Below are 16,776 nucleotides of genomic sequence, written 5' to 3'. Positions count from 1 at the left end.
CCAAGCAGTCAGGAGCCCGCCATGACGCCAGCCCAACGCTTACCCGTCACCGTGTTGTCCGGTTTTCTCGGTGCCGGCAAGACCACGGTACTCAACCATATCCTCAATAACAGGCAGAACCGCCGGGTGGCGGTGATCGTCAACGATATGAGCGAGATCAATATCGATGCCGCCCTGGTTAACCAGCAGGTCAGTCTTAATCGTGCCGAGGAAAAGCTGGTGGAGATGAGCAACGGCTGTATTTGCTGCACCCTGCGCGAGGATCTGCTGGTGGAAGTGCAGCGGCTGGCCGGGGAAGGGCGCTTTGATTACCTGGTGATCGAGTCCACCGGCATTTCCGAGCCGTTGCCGGTGGCGGAGACCTTCACCTTCGAGGACGAAAGCGGCGCCAGCCTTTCCACGGTGGCGCGGCTGGATACCCTGGTGACCGTGGTGGACGGCGCCAATTTCCTGCGCGATTACCGCGAAGCCCGCTCGTTGCAACAGGTGGGAGAAAGCCTGGGCGAGGAGGATCAGCGTAATGTGGCGGACTTGCTGGCGGACCAGATCGAATTCTGCGACGTGCTGCTGGTCAGCAAGACCGACCTGATCGACGAGGACGAGCTCAAGCAAGTGGTCGCTTCCCTGCGGGCCTTGAATCCGGAGGCGGAAATCGTGCCGATCCGCCGGGGGCAGGTCGACCTGGATCGGGTCCTGGATACCGGCCGCTTTGATTTCGAACGGGCCAGCCAGGCGCCGGGCTGGCTCAAGGAAATGCGCGGCGAGCACACGCCGGAAACCGAGGAGTACGGTATCGCCAGCTTCACCTACAAGGCGCGCCGGCCGTTTCATCCCAAGCGCTTTTTCGAGTTTCTTCATCAGGACTGGGAGCAGGGCAAGCTGCTGCGCTCCAAGGGCTTCTTCTGGCTCGCCTCGCGCCCGCGGTGGGCCGGCAGTTGGAGCCAGGCCGGCGGCATCGCCCATCACGGTCCCGCCGGTTTGTTCTGGAAGGCGGTGCCGCAAAGCCACTGGCCGAAGGATCCGGAGTACCGTGATAATATCCTTGCCAACTGGGAGGAGCCGTTCGGCGATATGCGTCAGGAGCTGGTGTTCATCGGCCAGGATCTGAGCCCCGAGCAGGCCCGCCGCGCGCTGGACGCCTGCCTGCTCGATGATGATGAACTGCGGGCCGGGCAAGACCATTGGCGCACCCTGGAGGACCCGTTCCCCGACTGGGGTGAGCCGCCGGTGGGGTAAAAGCGGCGGGGGTTGATGTAGAATGGGCGGTTCGCATTCCGCTCTCTGGAGCCCGCATGACGGAAACCGTGGAAAAGCAACTGCGCATCGCCGAGCAGCGCTGCGCCGAACAAGGCCTGCGGCTGACGCCGCAGCGGCGTCAGGTGATGGCACTGCTGCTGGAGCAGGACGGGCCGCGCAGTGCCTATGATCTGCTGGATGCCCTGCAAAGCCAGCATCACCCCGGCGCCAAGCCCCCCACCATTTACCGGGCACTGGACTTTCTGGTGACCGCCGGACTGGCCCATCGTCTGGCGTCCACCAACCGCTACCTCGCCTGCGGTCACCTGGCCTGTGAGCACGGCCATGACGGCACCCTGTTTCTGGTCTGTGACCGCTGCGGCGCGGTGCGTGAGGCACCGATGGAAGGCCGCTTCAAGCAGGCCCTGAACAACAGCCTGGCCCAGCAGGATTTCGTTGTCGGCATGCAACCGGTGGAAATCCACGGCCGCTGCCGCCAATGCCAGGACTGACTCCCTTCCCGATTCTCCACCGTTGAAGTCTCCGCGCGGCGCCCATAAGCGCGCGCGGATGCGGTAATACCGGTGGTTGTGTTTAGATAAATCGAAATAACACAGCAAATCGGGAGAGACGTATGAAAACAACAATGTCGGGTCTTCGGTCGGGATGTCGGTGTTTCCTGGCCGGCTGTCTGCTGGCCTCGGTGTCGCCGCTGTTGGCGGAAACCGCCATGGAGCGATTGCAAAAGGATGCCCCCAACAACTGGAGTAAATGGGGAGAAGATGATCAGGTCGGCGCGCTGAACTACCTTGCCGACGAGTCGGTGCTCACCGGACTCAAAGCGGTCAGCAAGGGGCGTGTCTTCACCCTGCAGATTCCAATGACCTCGGGGAGCGGGCCGGTATTCCCCGGGCGTATTCCCACCCAGCATTTCATGGCCAGTGACGCCAGTGTCTATGCCGCCGGCAAGGCCGATCCTCTGCCTGGCGGTATCAAGTATTCCGATGACGCGGCTTTCCTCTATCTACAGGGCACCACCCATGTGGATAGCCTGGCCCATGCCTGGTATGGCGAGCAGGTCTACGGCGGCAAGAGCGATCAGACCACGGTGCACGGTCACGCTCACGCGGACGTGGCGCAATTGGGCAAGAAAGGCATCGTCGGTCGCGCCGTGCTCCTGGATGTAGGTCGCCACCAGAACCAAAGCGCGCCGTTCCGGTTGCCGCCGAACACCTGCGTTGACCTGAAGGATCTCAAGGAGACCGCCGAGGCGCAGAAGGTGAAAATCAACAAGCGGGACATCCTGGTCATTCGTACCGGTTCCATCGCCCGGTTCTGGGAGGAAGAGCCCGATGCCAAGTGGGAGGCCTACACCGAGCCGGGTCTGTGCTACAGCAAGGAACTGGTGAGCTGGGTGGATGAGATGGAAATTCCGATGATCGCCTCGGATAACCTGGCCATCGAGAAAGTGTCCCAACAGATCGATGGCGAAACCATGATTATTCCCCTGCATGGTGCCTTCATGCGCGACCTGGGCGTGGTGCTTTCGGAGATATGGTGGCTTGATGATCTGGCGGCGGACAGCGCCAAGGACGGCAAATACGACTTCCTGCTGGTGGCAGCCCCCTTGAAGATGGAAGGCGGCACCGGCGCGCCGGTGAACCCGGTGGCAATTAAATAGCGTAAACTGGGGCTCCGAGCCGACAACGGAGCCCCTATGCCTCTTGCTCAATTCTGGCGTGACCCGGCGCTGCCGTTCGTGGAGAGCCGCCGGGCCTGTCGCGGCCGCGCCTGCTATCGCGCCCATAGCCATCGCACCTGGTCCATCGGGGTGGTGGACGGCGGGCGCAGCCGTTTCACCAGCCTCGGAATCGGCCGTACGCTGCTGCCCGGCACCCTGATCAGTATTCCTGACGAACAGGTTCACGCCTGCAACCCGGTGCCCGGCGGAGACTGGAGTTACCAAATGCTTTATCTGGATCCGCAATGGCTCGGGCGGGTTCTGGGGGAGATGCCGCCGCGACGGGTGGAAGTGGGCCGGGACCCGGTGGCCTATGCCGCTTTCCGCAAGCTGAATCGATGTCTGTTCTCCGCTGCTTCGCCGGCGGTCAAGGAGCGTCACCTGACCGGTTTCCTGCGCGCTCAATGGTGGCGCGGCGAACCTCTGGAAGGGAAACAAACCGGTGAACCCGGAGAGCTGGAGGCCGCGCGCCGGGCATTGCGTGGCGCCGACCAGACCATTCCGCTGGAAGATCTGGCCGCCGCCAATGGCCTCAGCCGCTATCAACTGATCCGCCGTTTTCGTCGCCATCTGGGGCTGACGCCCCATGCCTACGGGCTGGATCAGCGTATAGATCGCGCCCGGGCGCTGCTACGGGCCGGGCTGGCGCCGGCGGAGGTGGCGCAGACGCTGGGGTTCACCGACCAGAGCCATTTTCAGCGGGCGTTCAAGGAGCGGGTGGCGGCGACGCCGGGGCAATATCGACGGGTGGCCGTGGACGACTGACCGCCGGGGGCCGGCACGTCAAACCCAAAGCCTGTTCGTGGGCTTTGCAGATGGAATTCCCACCGTATTCGCTGCCAAGGCAGCTTCCCACAGCGGCTTCGTAACCCGGCTGTGGGAAGCTGCCTTGGCAGCGAAAGCGGGCTGGCCAAGAATTATTGGGCACCAGTAGTCCTCTTCATACAGGAAAGGACCGCGATCGACTGGCGCAATTTTCTACAATCCCGTCCGCTTTCCGCGCCGCTAGCATGTGCTTCCCTGTTGTTGGGAGGCGGTGTATTGGAACAGTTTCTGATGGTGGCCGGCGCCCATTTCCTGGCGCTGCTCAGTCCCGGTCCGGATTTCCTCTTGATTCTGCGGAGTGCCCTGGTGGAGGGTTGGCGCGGTGCCGCCGGTGTGTGCCTGGGAGTGGCCCTGGCCAACGGTGTGTTCATCACGTTGGCGCTGGCCGGTTTTGCGGTGCTAAGGCCGGGGAGTCCCTTGTTCGTGGCGGTGCTGTGGGCCGGGGCCGGCTACCTGTTTTACCTCGGCGTCCGTCTTATTCGCTCCGCCGCGCCCTTGAGTCTGTCGGTGGAGGCGCAGTCCGTGGCCGATATCGGCCACGGACTGCGCGGCTTTGCAATGGGCTTTGCCTCGGCCATCCTCAATCCCAAGAACGCCCTGTTCTATGCCAGTCTGTTTTCGCTGCTGGCAGCCAGTGGCAGCGCTCTGGCGATACAAATGGGGTATGGGCTGTGGATGGTGGCGGTGGTGCTCGGTTGGGACTTGCTGGTGGCGTGGCTGGCGGCTCAACCACGCTGGATGAAGGTGTTCGGGTGTCGGTTGGCCTGGGTGGAACGGGGGGCCGGCGCGGCCTTGATTCTGCTGGCCGCCGCGGTGGCGTGGGAAGGTTGGGGTGGCGTGTCGTGACGGGCGCGGGGACTCAGTCGCCGCTGCCCACCAGTCCTTTCTCCTGAGCGGCGCGCAGGATCAGATCGCCGGTACTTTGGGTGCTTTGCACCGGACGGGCAAACGAGCGGTCATAATGGGCCTGGTTGAGGGCGTGACATTCCCGGCTGATGGCATCGTAAAGTTCCCGCGGGGTCAGGCCTTCGGCGGCGGGTAACGGCTTCAGCCCGTAATCCTCGTATCTGAGAGGCTGCCGGCCAGCCGCCTTGAGCAACTCCGGGACCCAGCCTTCCGCCGACATCTGCCGCTGGTAGCGCAGATTCTGATAGTCCAATTGCGCCGCCAGCCGCTCGCCATCCAGTACCTGGAAGTAGTTGCGAACCACCAGCGTGAGCAACTGGTCCAGACGGCGCCAGACGATACGTTTTTCGTCCTCGCTGTAGGCGTTCCAGTCCACCACCTCATGGCTGAAGCGGCGGCAGCCACGGCATACGGTGTCGCCGAAGACGGTGGAACAGACGCCAATACAGGGGGTGCGGATGCGGGAAGTGCTCATGGCCCCAGTGTACTCAATCCGCCGCGGCCGGGGCAGGGGCAAAGGGCGCCTTTTACGAATTCAGGGAGTGTCTTTAACGGGAGCCGAGCGCCAGCGGGCTGTCGTCCTGTTCGGTCAGGCGGCGCTTGCTTTGCAGCAGGTTTTTCCAGTCCTGGACATAGTCCGGCAGCGCGGGGGAGCGTTGGTTCAGTCCGGTCATTTCCTGGAACGCCTGGGGGCTGATGGGCTTGCCGCCGTACAGGTGCGCCAGGCGCAGCAGCGCATGGGTATGCAATTTGCGCTGTGACTCAAAACGCTGATCGTAGTAGGTGTACTTGTCGTCCCAACCGAGAATGCGGGTGTGTACCTGGAAACGCTGATAGGGCCGCAGCTCGCGAATATAGGCGATCTCGGTGTTGGCGACGATGGTGTGGGTGCGCGCCTTGATCATACGGTCGAGCAGGCCGGTGACCACGCCATGTTCCAGGCGGCAGCGATCCATGATCTTGACGTACTTGCCGTTGTTCAGATGCAGGTTGATGTCGATGTCCAGCAGGCCGACACGGAAGTCCTGGCTGACCACGTCGAACAGTTCATGGGTCGGTGGCCGGCGGCGGCGCCGGGCGGCGCTGATCAACTCAAGCATGGGTGCATTCCGAAAAAGTCATGACCCCAGTATAGCCAGCTTGGCGCGTCGCTGTGGAGCCCGTTCATAATCTTTAAGGCCGCGCTTGGCTGGCCGCTGAAAAGCCGGGACCGCCGGAGCGCTCACGCGGCCCGGGCCAGATGCACGCTGAACAGGGCTTCATCGTCGAGCCAGCAGGATAGTGGCTGGAAGCCGGCGGTGACCAGCTCACGGCTGAATGCCTCCACCGAGAACTTGTAGGAGTTCTCGGTGTGGACCCGGGTCCCGGCGCTCAGTGTCAGGGGCTCGCCGGCGATGTGCACATGCTGGTCCCGGTGGCAGTGCAGGTGCATTTCCACCCGTTGTTGCTCTTCGTTGTAGAAGGCCTGATGTTCGAAAGCGTCAAGATCGAAGCCGCAGTCGAGGCGGCGGTTGAGGTGAGCGAGAATATTGAGGTTGAACGCGGCGGTGTGGCCGGCGCTGTCGTTGTAGGCCTGATGCAGCCGGGCCGGACTCTTTTGCAGGTCGGCGCCGATCAACAGGAAGCCGTCGTCGCCGGCCAGCCGCCGCAAGTCGGTGAGAAAGGCACGGCGGGCGGCGGGTTCGAAGTTGCCGATGGTGGAACCGGGAAAAAACACCAGCCGGGGCAACGCCTGATGGTCGATGGGCACGGTGAGGGCCTGGGAATAATCCGCGCAAACCGCCTGGAACTGGACTTGCGGGTACCGGGGCGCCAACTGGCGGGTAGCGTCGAGCAGGCACTCGCGGGAGATCTCCAGTGGCATGTAGCCGCGTGGCTGCCACTGATCCAGTAGAATCCGCGCCTTCTCGCAACCACCGGCGCCCGGTTCCACGATCGTCAGCTCAGTATCCAGGGCGCGCGCCATGGCCTGGGCATGTTCGTGCAGCAGGCCGGTCTCGGTGCGGGTGGGGTAATACTCCGGCGTCCGGGTGATGGCATCGAACAACGCGGAGCCCTGCTCGTCGTAGAAATACTTGGGATCCAGGTGTGGCGTCGCCGCGCTGAGCGAGGACAGCACTTCCCGGGCAGCGTCCGCCGCCGGCGGATACAAATCCAGAAAGGTCAGATTAGGGAGCAGTTGCCGAGGTTGCATCGGGTGCCTCCATGCTTTGGGCCAGCCGCACGCCGCTGAACTGCCAGCGCAAATGAGGGTAGAAAAAGTTACGGTAACTGGCGCGCAAATGATCGCGGCTGCTGGCACAGGAACCACCCCGCAGCACCATCTGATTGCACATGAATTTGCCGTTGTATTCGCCCACCGCGCCGGGCGCGGGTTGAAACCCGGGGTAGGGCAGATAGGCACTGGCGGTCCACTCCCAGACGTCGCCGAACAGCTGTCTCGGTCCCTCACCAGGGGCGGCGATGGTGGGGTGATAGTGGCCATCTTCCACGAAGCCGCCGGCCACCGGTTGAGAGGCCGCCGCGTGTTCCCACTCCGCTTCCGTGGGAAGCCGCTTGCCGCACCAGCGGGCAAAGGCATCCGCCTCGTAGTAGTTCAGATGGGCGACCGGCTCCGCCAGGTTCAACGGGCGCCGGCCGGCCAGGGTGTAGTGCTCGGCCAACCCGTCATTCAGGAACCAGTACAGGGGGGCCCGTATCCGTTGCTGGCTGACCCAGGCCCAGCCGTCGGAGAGCCATAACTCCGGTCGCTGGTAACCGCCGTCCTCGATGAACGCCAGGTATTCGCCGCAGGTGGCCGGACGGCTGGCGAGAGCGAAAGGCTCCAGCCATTGCCGATGGCGCGGGGTTTCGTTGTCGAAATAAAACGAGTTCGTGGAAGAAGGACCGCCGGCGCCGATCGTCACCAGCCCGCCGTGATACTCCAGCCAGCTTAGCGCGGGAGCTTTGTCGGCCTGATCCTCGCGGGGCTGATATTGAGGGTACAGCGGATTATGAGAGAAATTGAACTTGAGATCGGTGAGCAGTAATTCCTGATGCTGTTGCTCGTGCTCGATACCGAGCCTCACCAGGGCAGCCAGTTCCGGGGTGGCCGAGCGGCTCAGCAAGTCCGCCAGGGCCTCGTCCACATGCCGGCGCCAGGCCAGTACGGTGGCGGTGTCCGGGCGCGATAGCAAATGCCGCCGTGGTCGCGGATATTGTTCGCCGACACCGTTGTAATAACTGTTGAAAAGGTATTCGAACCGGGGATCAAGAGGGCGGTAACCGGGAACATGGGGCTTGAGAATGAAGGTCTCGAAAAACCAGGTGGTGTGCGCCAGGTGCCAGCGCGGCGGGCTGACTTCCGGACAGGCCTGCAGACCCATATCCTCCGGCGTCAAAGGCGCGCACAGCGTTTCGCTGAAAGCGCGATTGGCTAACAGCGTTCCGGCCAGGTCGTCGTCCTGCAACCGGGCTTGGGGATAGCTCATAAGCGCTGCTCTCGTATGGCGAGCGGGTGAAATGAACCGACCCGTACAAGAATGCGTATGTTGACCGGAGGACGCAAGACTGCGGCCCTGTTCCGAGCTGGGTATACTCCCTGTTTCTGAAATCGAGGAGGATGTATGGATATCAAAAACAAAGTGGCGGTGGTGACCGGTGGAGCCTCAGGCCTGGGCCGGGCCACGGTGGAAGCGCTGGCCGCGCGTGGCGCCAAGGTGATGATTCTGGATCGTGACGCGCAGCGCGGGGAAGAAGCCGCCGCCGCCATCGGCCCGTCGGTGGCGTTCACTCAGACCGATGTCACCGAAGAGGCTTCCGTGCAGGCGGCCATTGATGCCACCCGGGATGCCTTCGGTGCGATTCATCTCTGCGTCAACTGCGCTGGTGTCGGCTCCGCCATGAAAACCGTGGGCCGGGACAACAAACCCCACGACCTGGGGGTGTTCAACACCGTGGTGCAGATCAATCTGATCGGCACTTTCAATGTGACCCGTCTGGCCGCGGCGGTGATGGCCGAGAACGAACCGGGCGAGGACAACGAGCGGGGACTGATCGTCAACACCGCTTCCGTGGCCGCCTTTGACGGTCAGGTGGGGCAGGTGGCGTATTCCGCCACCAAAGGCGCGGTGGTCGGCATGACCCTGCCCATCGCCCGTGACCTGGCGTCCCTGGGCATCCGCTGCAACACCATCGCGCCGGGTATTTTCAATACGCCGCTGATGAACGCCGCGCCGGACAAGGTGAAAATGCCGCTGATCGAAATGACCCAGTTCCCGAAACGCCTGGGCCACCCGGAGGAATATGCCGCCATGGTCTGCCATATGGCGGAGAACCGTTTCCTTAATGGTGAAACCATCCGCCTGGATGGTGGTATCCGCATGCAGCCGCGGTAAAGGAGCGCAGCAAGCACGCGGCACGCCTGCACGCTTGCACGCAGAAGGAGGCGGCCTGGCTGGCCGCACTCTTGATCCGGAAAAGCATTGACAGGAGAGGTTGGTCTGGCAGTGTTTTTGTCAGCGTGTCAGCGTGTCAGCGTGTCAGCGTGTTCCTGCGCCTTGTGCCAGGCGGTCCAAGCGGCGATCAGATGGCAGACCCAGCCGAACAGGCCGCCGCTGCCGATCCATAGCCCCGGCGTCACGATCAGCCAGAACAGCGCTCGCCAGATATGGCCGTTATAGAGCTGGCCGGCGCCCGGGATGACAAAGCTCAGCAGCGCGGCGATGGTGCTTGGTTTCATGAGCCCAGCCGGTAGCAGGGTTGATAATGGCTGCCGGGCAGCTTCATCCGCTGTTGTTCGACGAACGCCTTCAACAAGGTGTCCAAATGGGTCATCAGGCCCGGCTCCGCGTGCAGCTCATAGGGGCCGCGTTCCTCGATGGCGCAAATGCCCGCTTCCTTCACATTCCCCGCCACGATGCCGGAAAACGCCCGGCGCAGGTTGGCGGCCAGTTCGTGCACGGGCAGTGAAGTGCTCAAGCGCAACTCCGCCATGGCCTCGTGGCTGGGCTCGAACGGTTGTTGGAACTCCAGCGGCACGGTGAGTCGCCAGTTGAAGTAAAAGGCATCGTCGTTTTCCCGGCGAAACTGGGTCAGCTCCCGCACGCCCTCACGCACGGTCAGCGCCACCTCTTCCGGATCATCGATGATGATGCGATAGCGGCTGGCCGCTTGCTCGCCCAGGGCGTAACGGATGAACTGATCCACCTTGTCAAAGTAATCGGCGCTGTCCGCCGGTCCGGTAAAGACCACGGGAACCGGAAGATGCTGGTTGGCCGGGTGCAGCAGGACACCGAGCAGATAAAGGATCTCCTCGGTGGTGCCGACACCACCGGGAAAAACGATGATGGCGTGGGCGACCCGCACGAACGCCTCCAGACGTTTTTCGATGTCCGGCATGATCACCAGCTCATTGACGATCGGATTGGGCGCTTCGGCGGCGATGATGCCGGGTTCGGAAATCCCCAGATAGCGGCCATTACGGCGGCGTTGTTTGGCGTGGGCCACATGGGCGCCTTTCATCGGGCCTTTCATGGCACCGGGGCCGCAACCGGTGCAGATGTCCAGATGGCGGAGCCCCAATTGATAGCCCACGCTCTTGCTGTAGTCGTACTCTTCCCGGGAGATCGAATGACCGCCCCAACACACCACCAGATTGGGTGCCTCGCCGGCATGCAGCACGCCAGCGTTGCGCAGGATATGGAAGACCGCGTTGCTGATGCCGTCGGTGCTGTTCAGGTCGAAACGGCCGCCGGTGTGGATCTCATTGGCCACGTAGACAATGTCGCGCAGCACCGCCGAGAGATGTTCCCGGATACCGCGGATCATGCGGCCATCGACGAAGGCGCCGGCCGGCGCGTTGTCCAGCTTGAGCATCAGCCCCCGGTCTTCCTGCATCACCTGGATATCGAAATCCGCGTAGGTTTCCAGCACCTGGCGGCTGTCGTCGGTGGGGGTGCCGGCGTTGAGCACCGCCAGCGCGCAGCGGCGCAGCAGATCATGCAGCCCCCGTGACGAGGTGTCGCGCAGGCGTTCCACCTCCTGCTGGCTGAGCACTTCCAGGCTGCCTTCCGGGGCGACGATAGTGGACACAGTGGCCGGCCGCGTGGCGGTGGCCGCGTTAATGACGGTCATTCAGGGCGGTTCCTTGCTCCAGGGGTTCAGACCTCTAATCTGAGGGCTGGTGATGGGGGAATCAAGCTCCCTGGACGCCGGCCCGGAAGACATCGATTCGAAACCAGCTACAAGGACACTGTGGGAGCTTGCCTGCAAGCGAATTCCTTGGGAACAAGGCACAATTCGCTTGCAAGCAAGCTCCCACAGCGGTTCTGCCGTGGTATTTTACTGCCGCTTTTCCCGCAGCGCCCGTTCTCTCTCTTCCGGGAACAGGTCCGGCTGTTGCGGAGACTTCAGATCACGCAGACGGGCGCCGATGCCGAGCAGGCGCACCGGGGCTGAGTGTCTCTCCCACAGTTGCCGCAACAGGTGCTCGAACACGGCTTTGTCCAGGGCGATTTCGGTCTGGTCGGCGCTGACGATGCGAAAGTCACTGTAACGCACTTTGACCGTCAGGCCCTGGACCAGGTAGTGGCTGTCGAGGCGGTCCAGGCGTTGCTCCAGACGGGGCATCAGGACGTCCAGTTCCCGCATCCAGTCGCTGAAATGAGTCAGGTCCTGGTGGTAGGTTTCCTCCACGCTGACCGATTTGCGCCGCCGGCTGGTCTGCACTGGCCGGTCGTCCTCGCCCCGGCACAAGTGGTACAGGCGCTCGCCGAAACTGCCAAACTGCTGGGCCAGTTCCAGCCGACTCAGTGGCTGCAGGTCGGCACAGGTGCGAATGCCCTGCAAGGCCATTTTCTCCGCGGTGACCCGGCCGACGCCGAAGATGCGGGTGACCGGCAGGGCCGCGACGAAAGCCGCCACCTGATCCGGCGCGATCACGCACAGACCGTCCGGTTTGCGCCAGTCGCTGGCCACCTTGGCGAGAAACTTGTTCGGCGCCACGCCGGCGGACACGGTGATGCCGACGTTGTCGCGTACCCGCTGGCGGATGGCTTCGGCGATACGCGTGGCACTGTTGCTGTGCAGCGGGCTCTCACTCACGTCCAGGAAGGCTTCGTCCAGGGACAGGGGCTCGATGATCGGAGTAAAGGTTCGAAAAATATCCTGAATCTGCGCGGAGACCCGGCGGTATTTGTCGAAGTCCGGGCGCAGTATGACCAACTCCGGGCACAGGCGCAGAGCATGGGCCGAGGACATCGCTGAGCGCACGCCGAAGTCCCGGGCCGGATAATTGCATGTGGCGATAACGCCCCGGCGCTGAGGATCACCCCCCACCGCCACTGGCCGGCCGCGCAGGCGTGGATCGTCGCGGACTTCCACCGCGGCGTAGAAGCAGTCGCAATCCACGTGAATGATTTTGCGGCTCATGGCGCTTCCAGGGACAGGAATGGACGGACCGCGACGCGCGGGCGGCCCTGGATGTGATACATTTCGTCGCGGTGCCGGTGGCGGGTTGCACGGGCATCCTCGGCGGCGGGGCCGCCGTCGCACCAGTTCCGGGGAGCCGGCCGCGCATGACGGCTTTTCATACACCGATTGTAGCATCGCATTCATGATCACGGGATCACGTCAAGCCAAAGTACTGATCGTCGGCGCCGGCCCCACCGGCCTGACCCTGGGCGTCAATTTGCTGCGCGGCGGCATTCCCTGCCGCATCATCGACCGTTTACCGGAGCGCCGGCCCTGGTCCCGGGCGTTGGGGCTGCACGCCCGCACCCTGGAATTCCTCGACGCCATGGGGGTACTGCAAACCCTGCGTGAACGCAGCCGTCCGATTCGCGCGGTGAACATCCATGGCGAGAAGGGGCCCCTGCTGCATTTGGATTTCGCCGCCCTGGAGACGCCGGAACCGGCCCTGCTCAGCTGTCCGCAGTCACAGGTGGAAGCCGTTCTGGAGGAACGTTTCCGCAGCCTGGGCGGGGAACTCTGGCGCGATGCCGAACTGCTGAACTGCTCACAGGATGGCGCCGGAGCGCGGGCCCGGATCCGTGTCGGCGAGCAAGTCACCGAAGTGGAAGCGGAGATCCTGGTGGGCGCGGACGGTGCCCATTCCCGGGTGCGTGAATTGCTCGGCCTGCCCTTTGAAGGCATGGACTACGAGGAAACGTTCCTGTTGGCGGATCTGGATGTGGAACTGAATCTGCCGGAGGATCAAAGCCACGGTTTCCTGCTGCCCGGCGGTGCCTTGTTGGCGATTCCGCTGCCGTCCGGCTGGCGTTTGATCACCGTGCTGGAAGAAGACGCGGAACCGGGGCCGGCGGACGCGGAGAGGGATCTGGCGTTGTTGAGTGAGCGTCTCGCTCAGGTACTGGAACTGGTGCCGGAATTGCCGGAGCCGATCTGGTTGACGCGCTTTTCGGCGCACCGCCGGCTGGTCAGCCATTATCGTCGCAATCGTATTTTCCTTGCCGGTGACGCCTGTCATATCCAGAGCCCGATGGGCGCCCAGGGCATGAACACCGGAATCGCCGACGCCGTCAATCTGGCCTGGAAACTGGTGCTGTTCCTGCGTGGCTACGGTGGTGGCGCCTTGCTCGACAGCTACCAGCAGGAGCGCCGGCCAGTGGCGGTGGAGATGCTGCGTGAAGTGAATTTGTTGTCACGGGACTCGACGTTGCGGCGGCCGTTTCTGCGTGGCGCCCGGGATTCGCTGTTGAAACTGACCGGCCAGCGTGCGCCCGCCGAATACAAAATAATACGCCGGGCCAGTCAGCTGGACATTCACTATCGCGCCTCCCCGCTGGTGGACGCCGGGCCGGACGCGGATCTGGGGTGGCGGCATCAGGGGCCGTTGCCCGGCGACCGGGTGCCGGATGTTGCCCTGGTATCGCTGCACGATGGCGGGCCCCGGCACCTGCACGGCTTGTTGCGCCAACCGGTGCATCACTTGTTGCTGCAATTGGGTGAGACGCCGGATCATCCCACCCGGGTTATCCTGCATGCGCTGCTTTCCAGGGTGCCGGACGAGTACCTCAACGAGTTGCGCATCACCCTGATCCTCAATGAGCCGCCGGAAGGGGCGGCGCCGGACATGGCGCCGGGACGGGCCCACCTTTGGCATGACAAGGACGGTGAGTTCGCCGAGCACTTCGGCAATGGCAGCCGCTTGTGGCTGATGCGCCCGGATGGCCACCTGGCTTACCGGGCGCCGCTGTCCGACGCGGACTTTCTGCTGGCTTATCTGGAGCGGTTGTTTCGGCGCGGCGGCTGAGCACGCAGCGCCAGCCCCGCCAGAGCGAGCAGCCACCAGCCGCCGAGTGAACCACCGCCGCCACCGCTGCCGCCTCCATCGGAATCACGTGCATTGCCACCGGAATAGGACACGGCCGTGTCGTGCTGGTTGTTATCCTGGGGGAAGTCTTCGCCATCCTGGTCTGTCACGGTGAGGGTCAGGGTGCCGGTTTCCGGCGTTCCGCTGGTAAGCGTCAGGGTGAAATCGGCGCTGGCGCCGCTGGCCATGGGCCCTACCCAGCACAACGTATCGCACTGGACGGTATCGTCACCGCGGGCGGTGGTGCCGGCGGGCAGTGTCAGTGCCACGGTGGCGTCGTTGGCGGCGTTCACGGTGGACAGGTTGGTGACCCGTACCGCAACGGTGGCAATACCCTGGCCATCACTGTCCAGATGACCGGCGGTCTGCTCGGCGCTGACGGTGAGGTCCGACCGGTTGGAGAAGACCACGGTGATCGGGGCCTGATTGTTTTTGATCCGGTATTCGTCCTCGTCGCTGCCCACCTCCAGGGTCAGGGTAGCATCGGTTTCGGTGGCACCATTGTGGTTGACTTCCACCTGGCCGCTGCTGTCGGCCCCGGCGGTCAGGGGAGACGTCAAGGTGCACTGATCATTGCCCGCCAACAGGCCGCCGCTGCCACAGTCGCTCCATTGCAAAGAAGCGTCGGCGCTGGCGTCGTCGGTGTTCGCCTGGATCACGACGTTGTGGGCGGTGTTTCGCAGGCTGCCATTGGTGACCGTGGCGGGGACCGTGACCTGCCCTCCCGGAGAGCCGTAGTACCGTTGTGGGTCGCTGTTGACGCTTACGTCCACCAGGGGGACGTTTTCTTCCACGAAATCCACCATGTTCAGCACCCGGGTGAACACCGTGGGCCGGCCGCCCTGGCAACTGTCGGCGGAGCCAAAGCTGGTCAAACCGACGATATAAGGCGCTGGATCGTCGCCCAGAATCAGCGGACCGCCGGAGTCGCCAAGGCAAGTGTTCTCGATTTCGTTGTCTTGCGGGTTCAGTTCAGCGGCGCAAATGACGCTGCTTTGAACCGGAATCAGGAAACCGTTCCAACTTTGATTGCAGGTGGAAAACGGCACGTAATCCAAAGCGACCTGCTGCAGAGTAGGGGAGATCGCTTGGTTGTTCCGATCGGTGGTGGTCGCGCCCCAACCGATGGCGGTAAGTGCTTCGTCACGGCCCGGGGCATCGCGGGTAAGTAGCTCGTCAAAATGAGCGCCGTCCACAAGGCTGGGCAGGGGAGAGACGTCGATGGCCGAACTCAATTGAATCAAGGCGATATCGTTGCCGATGGGATTGGCGGTGTTGTCGTAGCCGGAATGGAGATGATAAATGTCGGCCGCATGGGTTGAATTCGGGCCGTTGGGAGCACTGCCTACATGCACGGTGATCGCTGAGGCGTCGACCTGCTGACCGTTTTCATCGAAGAAACAATGCGCGGCGGTCAGCACCTGATCAGGACTGAGCAAGGAGCCGGAACAAGCCCCTCGTCCTTGCGCACCAAAATCGATTTCCACCAGCGCCGCCCAGGGCCAATTGGCGGTGGCGTCCTCGCCGCCGACGATATAGGTCTGGAAATCGTTGGCCACGACAGGAGCGGACAGGGCAAGCACGAAAAAACCAAGACGGTGGACCATGACGTTTCCCCTGTTGTCGACATGGGAGTAGGCGTGGTCGGGCTTCCCTTCCCGGGGTTCCTGTGTCTTTTTTAATCCAGCGGCGGCGCGTAGACCAGCCAGTGGGTGTCATCGTCCCGGCTGCGGGGCAGGGCCTGCTGTAAATGATGCAGCACCTGTTCCAGGGCCAGATTGGAGCTGTTCAGGGTCAGTACGGCCGCGCGCAGATCCGGCACCCGCTGACGCAAATGCTCGATCACCTGGCTGGCTTCCGAGCCGCCGGTGCAGGGCAGCAGCAAGGCCAGTTGATCATCGTCGTTGCGAGCCACCACATCGCTGCGGCGCAGTCTTTGCATGATCGCGTCCGCCAAACCATTAAGGTCCGGGTGTTGCAACAGCACCACGGTCAGCGGCGAGGACAGGCGATCGTGCAGAGGAATCATCCAGCCGGCGGTGCTGACCAGGGCGGCGCGGCTGATGAAACCGGTTTGAGGATCGTTCCAGGCCGCTTCCAGGGCGGACCGGCCCAGCACCTGATTGCGCCAGATCATCAACCCGAAGTAGATCATGCACACGGTCAGGGCGGCGAGCAGGAACAAGCTGGCGGAAGCTGGCTGCGTGACGTTCGCCGGCAGATAAGCCATGCGAATCGGTAACACGATGGCCAATACCACTTCGGCGGCCAACAGCATTACCAAAAACCGCTTCAGACCGTACAGCAGGCCGTTACTGAGTACCGCCAGGAACAGTAGCGCCATGGTCGGCGGCGGTTCGCCGCCGTCCAGCAGCATCACCACACCGAGCACCACCATGTCCAGGGTCGAGGCGAGAATCACCGCGTAATCGGCACGGCTGACCAACAGCAGTAACTGCAGCCCCAGGTAGGCGCCGGCGATCAGCCAGGGGGTGCTTTCCGGCACCGTGACGAAGAACCGGGGAGTGTGATGGAAATAAATCACCGCCAGCACGGCGAACAGGGCCCGGGCCAGATACTGCAGAATGATGGCGCCCTGTTCGGAGGACACGCGGTTGGTCGAGTTCATTGAGGTTCCGTGGATAACCAGATGCGCCTATGTTGCGGTAGCTGGCCGGGGGAATAAAGACTTGCAATGGGCGTAATGTTGTAAAAAGGTATTTTGTGCCGTCTTTTCCGCCACGGACTATAGTGC

The 16,776-nt window shown here is 63.1% G+C and carries 16 protein-coding genes; 7 read left to right on the top strand and 9 right to left on the bottom strand.

Translation table 11 applies throughout. The annotated features are described in order from the left end of the window. Positions 1 to 21: 21 nt before the first annotated feature. The 5 genes from zigA (at position 22) to E0L37_RS08655 (ending at position 4,648) form a co-directional block, all read left to right on the top strand. The gene (zigA, locus tag E0L37_RS08675; protein ID WP_097058593.1) at positions 22 to 1,236 is read left to right on the top strand and encodes a zinc metallochaperone GTPase ZigA; all 1,215 of its coding nucleotides are present in this window, start codon (positions 22 to 24) and stop codon (positions 1,234 to 1,236) included. A gap of 56 nt (positions 1,237 to 1,292) precedes the next feature. After that, positions 1,293 to 1,748, top strand: coding sequence for a transcriptional repressor (locus E0L37_RS08670; protein WP_133491356.1), 456 nt, complete (start codon positions 1,293 to 1,295; stop codon positions 1,746 to 1,748). Positions 1,749 to 1,870: 122 nt separating this feature from the next. Further along, the gene (locus E0L37_RS08665) at positions 1,871 to 2,917 is read left to right on the top strand and encodes a cyclase family protein (RefSeq protein ID WP_133491355.1); all 1,047 of its coding nucleotides are present in this window, start codon (positions 1,871 to 1,873) and stop codon (positions 2,915 to 2,917) included. A 36-nt stretch (positions 2,918 to 2,953) separates the two neighbouring features. Further along, positions 2,954 to 3,742: an AraC family transcriptional regulator gene (locus tag E0L37_RS21755; RefSeq protein ID WP_133491354.1), complete on the top strand. Its 789-nt coding sequence runs from the start codon at positions 2,954 to 2,956 to the stop codon at positions 3,740 to 3,742. A gap of 276 nt (positions 3,743 to 4,018) precedes the next feature. Then, positions 4,019 to 4,648: a LysE family translocator gene (locus tag E0L37_RS08655; RefSeq protein WP_240687443.1), complete on the top strand. Its 630-nt coding sequence runs from the start codon at positions 4,019 to 4,021 to the stop codon at positions 4,646 to 4,648. Between the two features lie 13 nt (positions 4,649 to 4,661). Here E0L37_RS08655 and E0L37_RS08650 read toward each other — a convergent pair whose 3' ends face one another. The 4 genes from E0L37_RS08650 to egtB all read right to left on the bottom strand — a co-directional run bounded on the left by E0L37_RS08650 (position 4,662) and on the right by egtB (position 8,178). Continuing rightward, positions 4,662 to 5,183 (bottom strand): DUF1289 domain-containing protein, encoded by a 522-nt coding sequence (locus E0L37_RS08650; protein ID WP_133491353.1) that lies wholly within the window; start codon positions 5,181 to 5,183, stop codon positions 4,662 to 4,664. Positions 5,184 to 5,256: 73 nt separating this feature from the next. Next, the gene (locus E0L37_RS08645) at positions 5,257 to 5,808 is read right to left on the bottom strand and encodes an acyl-CoA thioesterase (RefSeq protein ID WP_133491352.1); all 552 of its coding nucleotides are present in this window, start codon (positions 5,806 to 5,808) and stop codon (positions 5,257 to 5,259) included. A 122-nt stretch (positions 5,809 to 5,930) separates the two neighbouring features. After that, positions 5,931 to 6,902 carry an L-histidine N(alpha)-methyltransferase gene (gene egtD / locus E0L37_RS08640; RefSeq protein ID WP_133491351.1) on the bottom strand — a complete coding sequence of 324 codons (972 nt, stop codon included), beginning with the start codon at positions 6,900 to 6,902 and terminating at the stop codon, positions 5,931 to 5,933. Further along, positions 6,877 to 8,178 carry an ergothioneine biosynthesis protein EgtB gene (gene egtB, locus E0L37_RS08635; RefSeq protein ID WP_133491350.1) on the bottom strand — a complete coding sequence of 434 codons (1,302 nt, stop codon included), beginning with the start codon at positions 8,176 to 8,178 and terminating at the stop codon, positions 6,877 to 6,879. The genes egtD and egtB overlap by 26 nt, the downstream gene beginning before the upstream one ends. 135 nt (positions 8,179 to 8,313) lie before the next feature. Here egtB and E0L37_RS08630 point away from each other — a divergent pair, with 135 nt between their 5' ends. Beyond that, positions 8,314 to 9,084 (top strand): 3-hydroxyacyl-CoA dehydrogenase, encoded by a 771-nt coding sequence (locus E0L37_RS08630; RefSeq protein WP_133491349.1) that lies wholly within the window; start codon positions 8,314 to 8,316, stop codon positions 9,082 to 9,084. A gap of 128 nt (positions 9,085 to 9,212) precedes the next feature. Here E0L37_RS08630 and E0L37_RS08625 read toward each other — a convergent pair whose 3' ends face one another. The 3 genes from E0L37_RS08625 to dinB all read right to left on the bottom strand — a co-directional run bounded on the left by E0L37_RS08625 (position 9,213) and on the right by dinB (position 12,118). Further along, the gene (locus E0L37_RS08625) at positions 9,213 to 9,428 is read right to left on the bottom strand and encodes a DUF5683 domain-containing protein (protein WP_133491348.1); all 216 of its coding nucleotides are present in this window, start codon (positions 9,426 to 9,428) and stop codon (positions 9,213 to 9,215) included. Continuing rightward, a complete protein-coding gene (ppnN, locus tag E0L37_RS08620; RefSeq protein WP_133491347.1) occupies positions 9,425 to 10,822 on the bottom strand; it encodes a nucleotide 5'-monophosphate nucleosidase PpnN in 1,398 nt (465 codons plus the stop codon). The genes E0L37_RS08625 and ppnN overlap by 4 nt, the downstream gene beginning before the upstream one ends. 207 nt (positions 10,823 to 11,029) lie before the next feature. Continuing rightward, entirely contained in the window at positions 11,030 to 12,118 is a 1,089-nt protein-coding gene (gene dinB, locus E0L37_RS08615; RefSeq protein WP_133491346.1) for a DNA polymerase IV, read from the bottom strand. A gap of 184 nt (positions 12,119 to 12,302) precedes the next feature. Here dinB and E0L37_RS08610 point away from each other — a divergent pair, with 184 nt between their 5' ends. Beyond that, positions 12,303 to 13,961, top strand: a complete 1,659-nt coding sequence (locus E0L37_RS08610; protein ID WP_133491345.1) for an FAD-dependent monooxygenase — start codon at positions 12,303 to 12,305, stop codon at positions 13,959 to 13,961. On the opposite strand, the gene E0L37_RS08605 is transcribed toward E0L37_RS08610, so the two are convergent. Both E0L37_RS08605 and E0L37_RS08600 read right to left on the bottom strand, forming a co-directional pair. Continuing rightward, positions 13,928 to 15,628 (bottom strand): serine protease, encoded by a 1,701-nt coding sequence (locus E0L37_RS08605; RefSeq protein WP_133491344.1) that lies wholly within the window; start codon positions 15,626 to 15,628, stop codon positions 13,928 to 13,930. The genes E0L37_RS08610 and E0L37_RS08605 overlap by 34 nt on opposite strands. Before the next feature lie 71 nt (positions 15,629 to 15,699). Beyond that, on the bottom strand, positions 15,700 to 16,650 hold the full coding sequence (locus E0L37_RS08600) for a diguanylate cyclase (protein ID WP_133491343.1): 951 nt from the start codon (positions 16,648 to 16,650) through the stop codon (positions 15,700 to 15,702). Positions 16,651 to 16,776 lie beyond the last annotated feature (126 nt).

The organism is Alcanivorax sp. 24 (assembly GCF_004360225.1).
In the GTDB taxonomy this organism is placed as follows: Bacteria; Pseudomonadota; Gammaproteobacteria; order Pseudomonadales; family Alcanivoracaceae; genus Alloalcanivorax; species Alloalcanivorax xiamenensis.
Note: the sequence above shows the minus strand (reverse complement) of the source record. Positions and strands in the feature narration are given on the sequence as shown.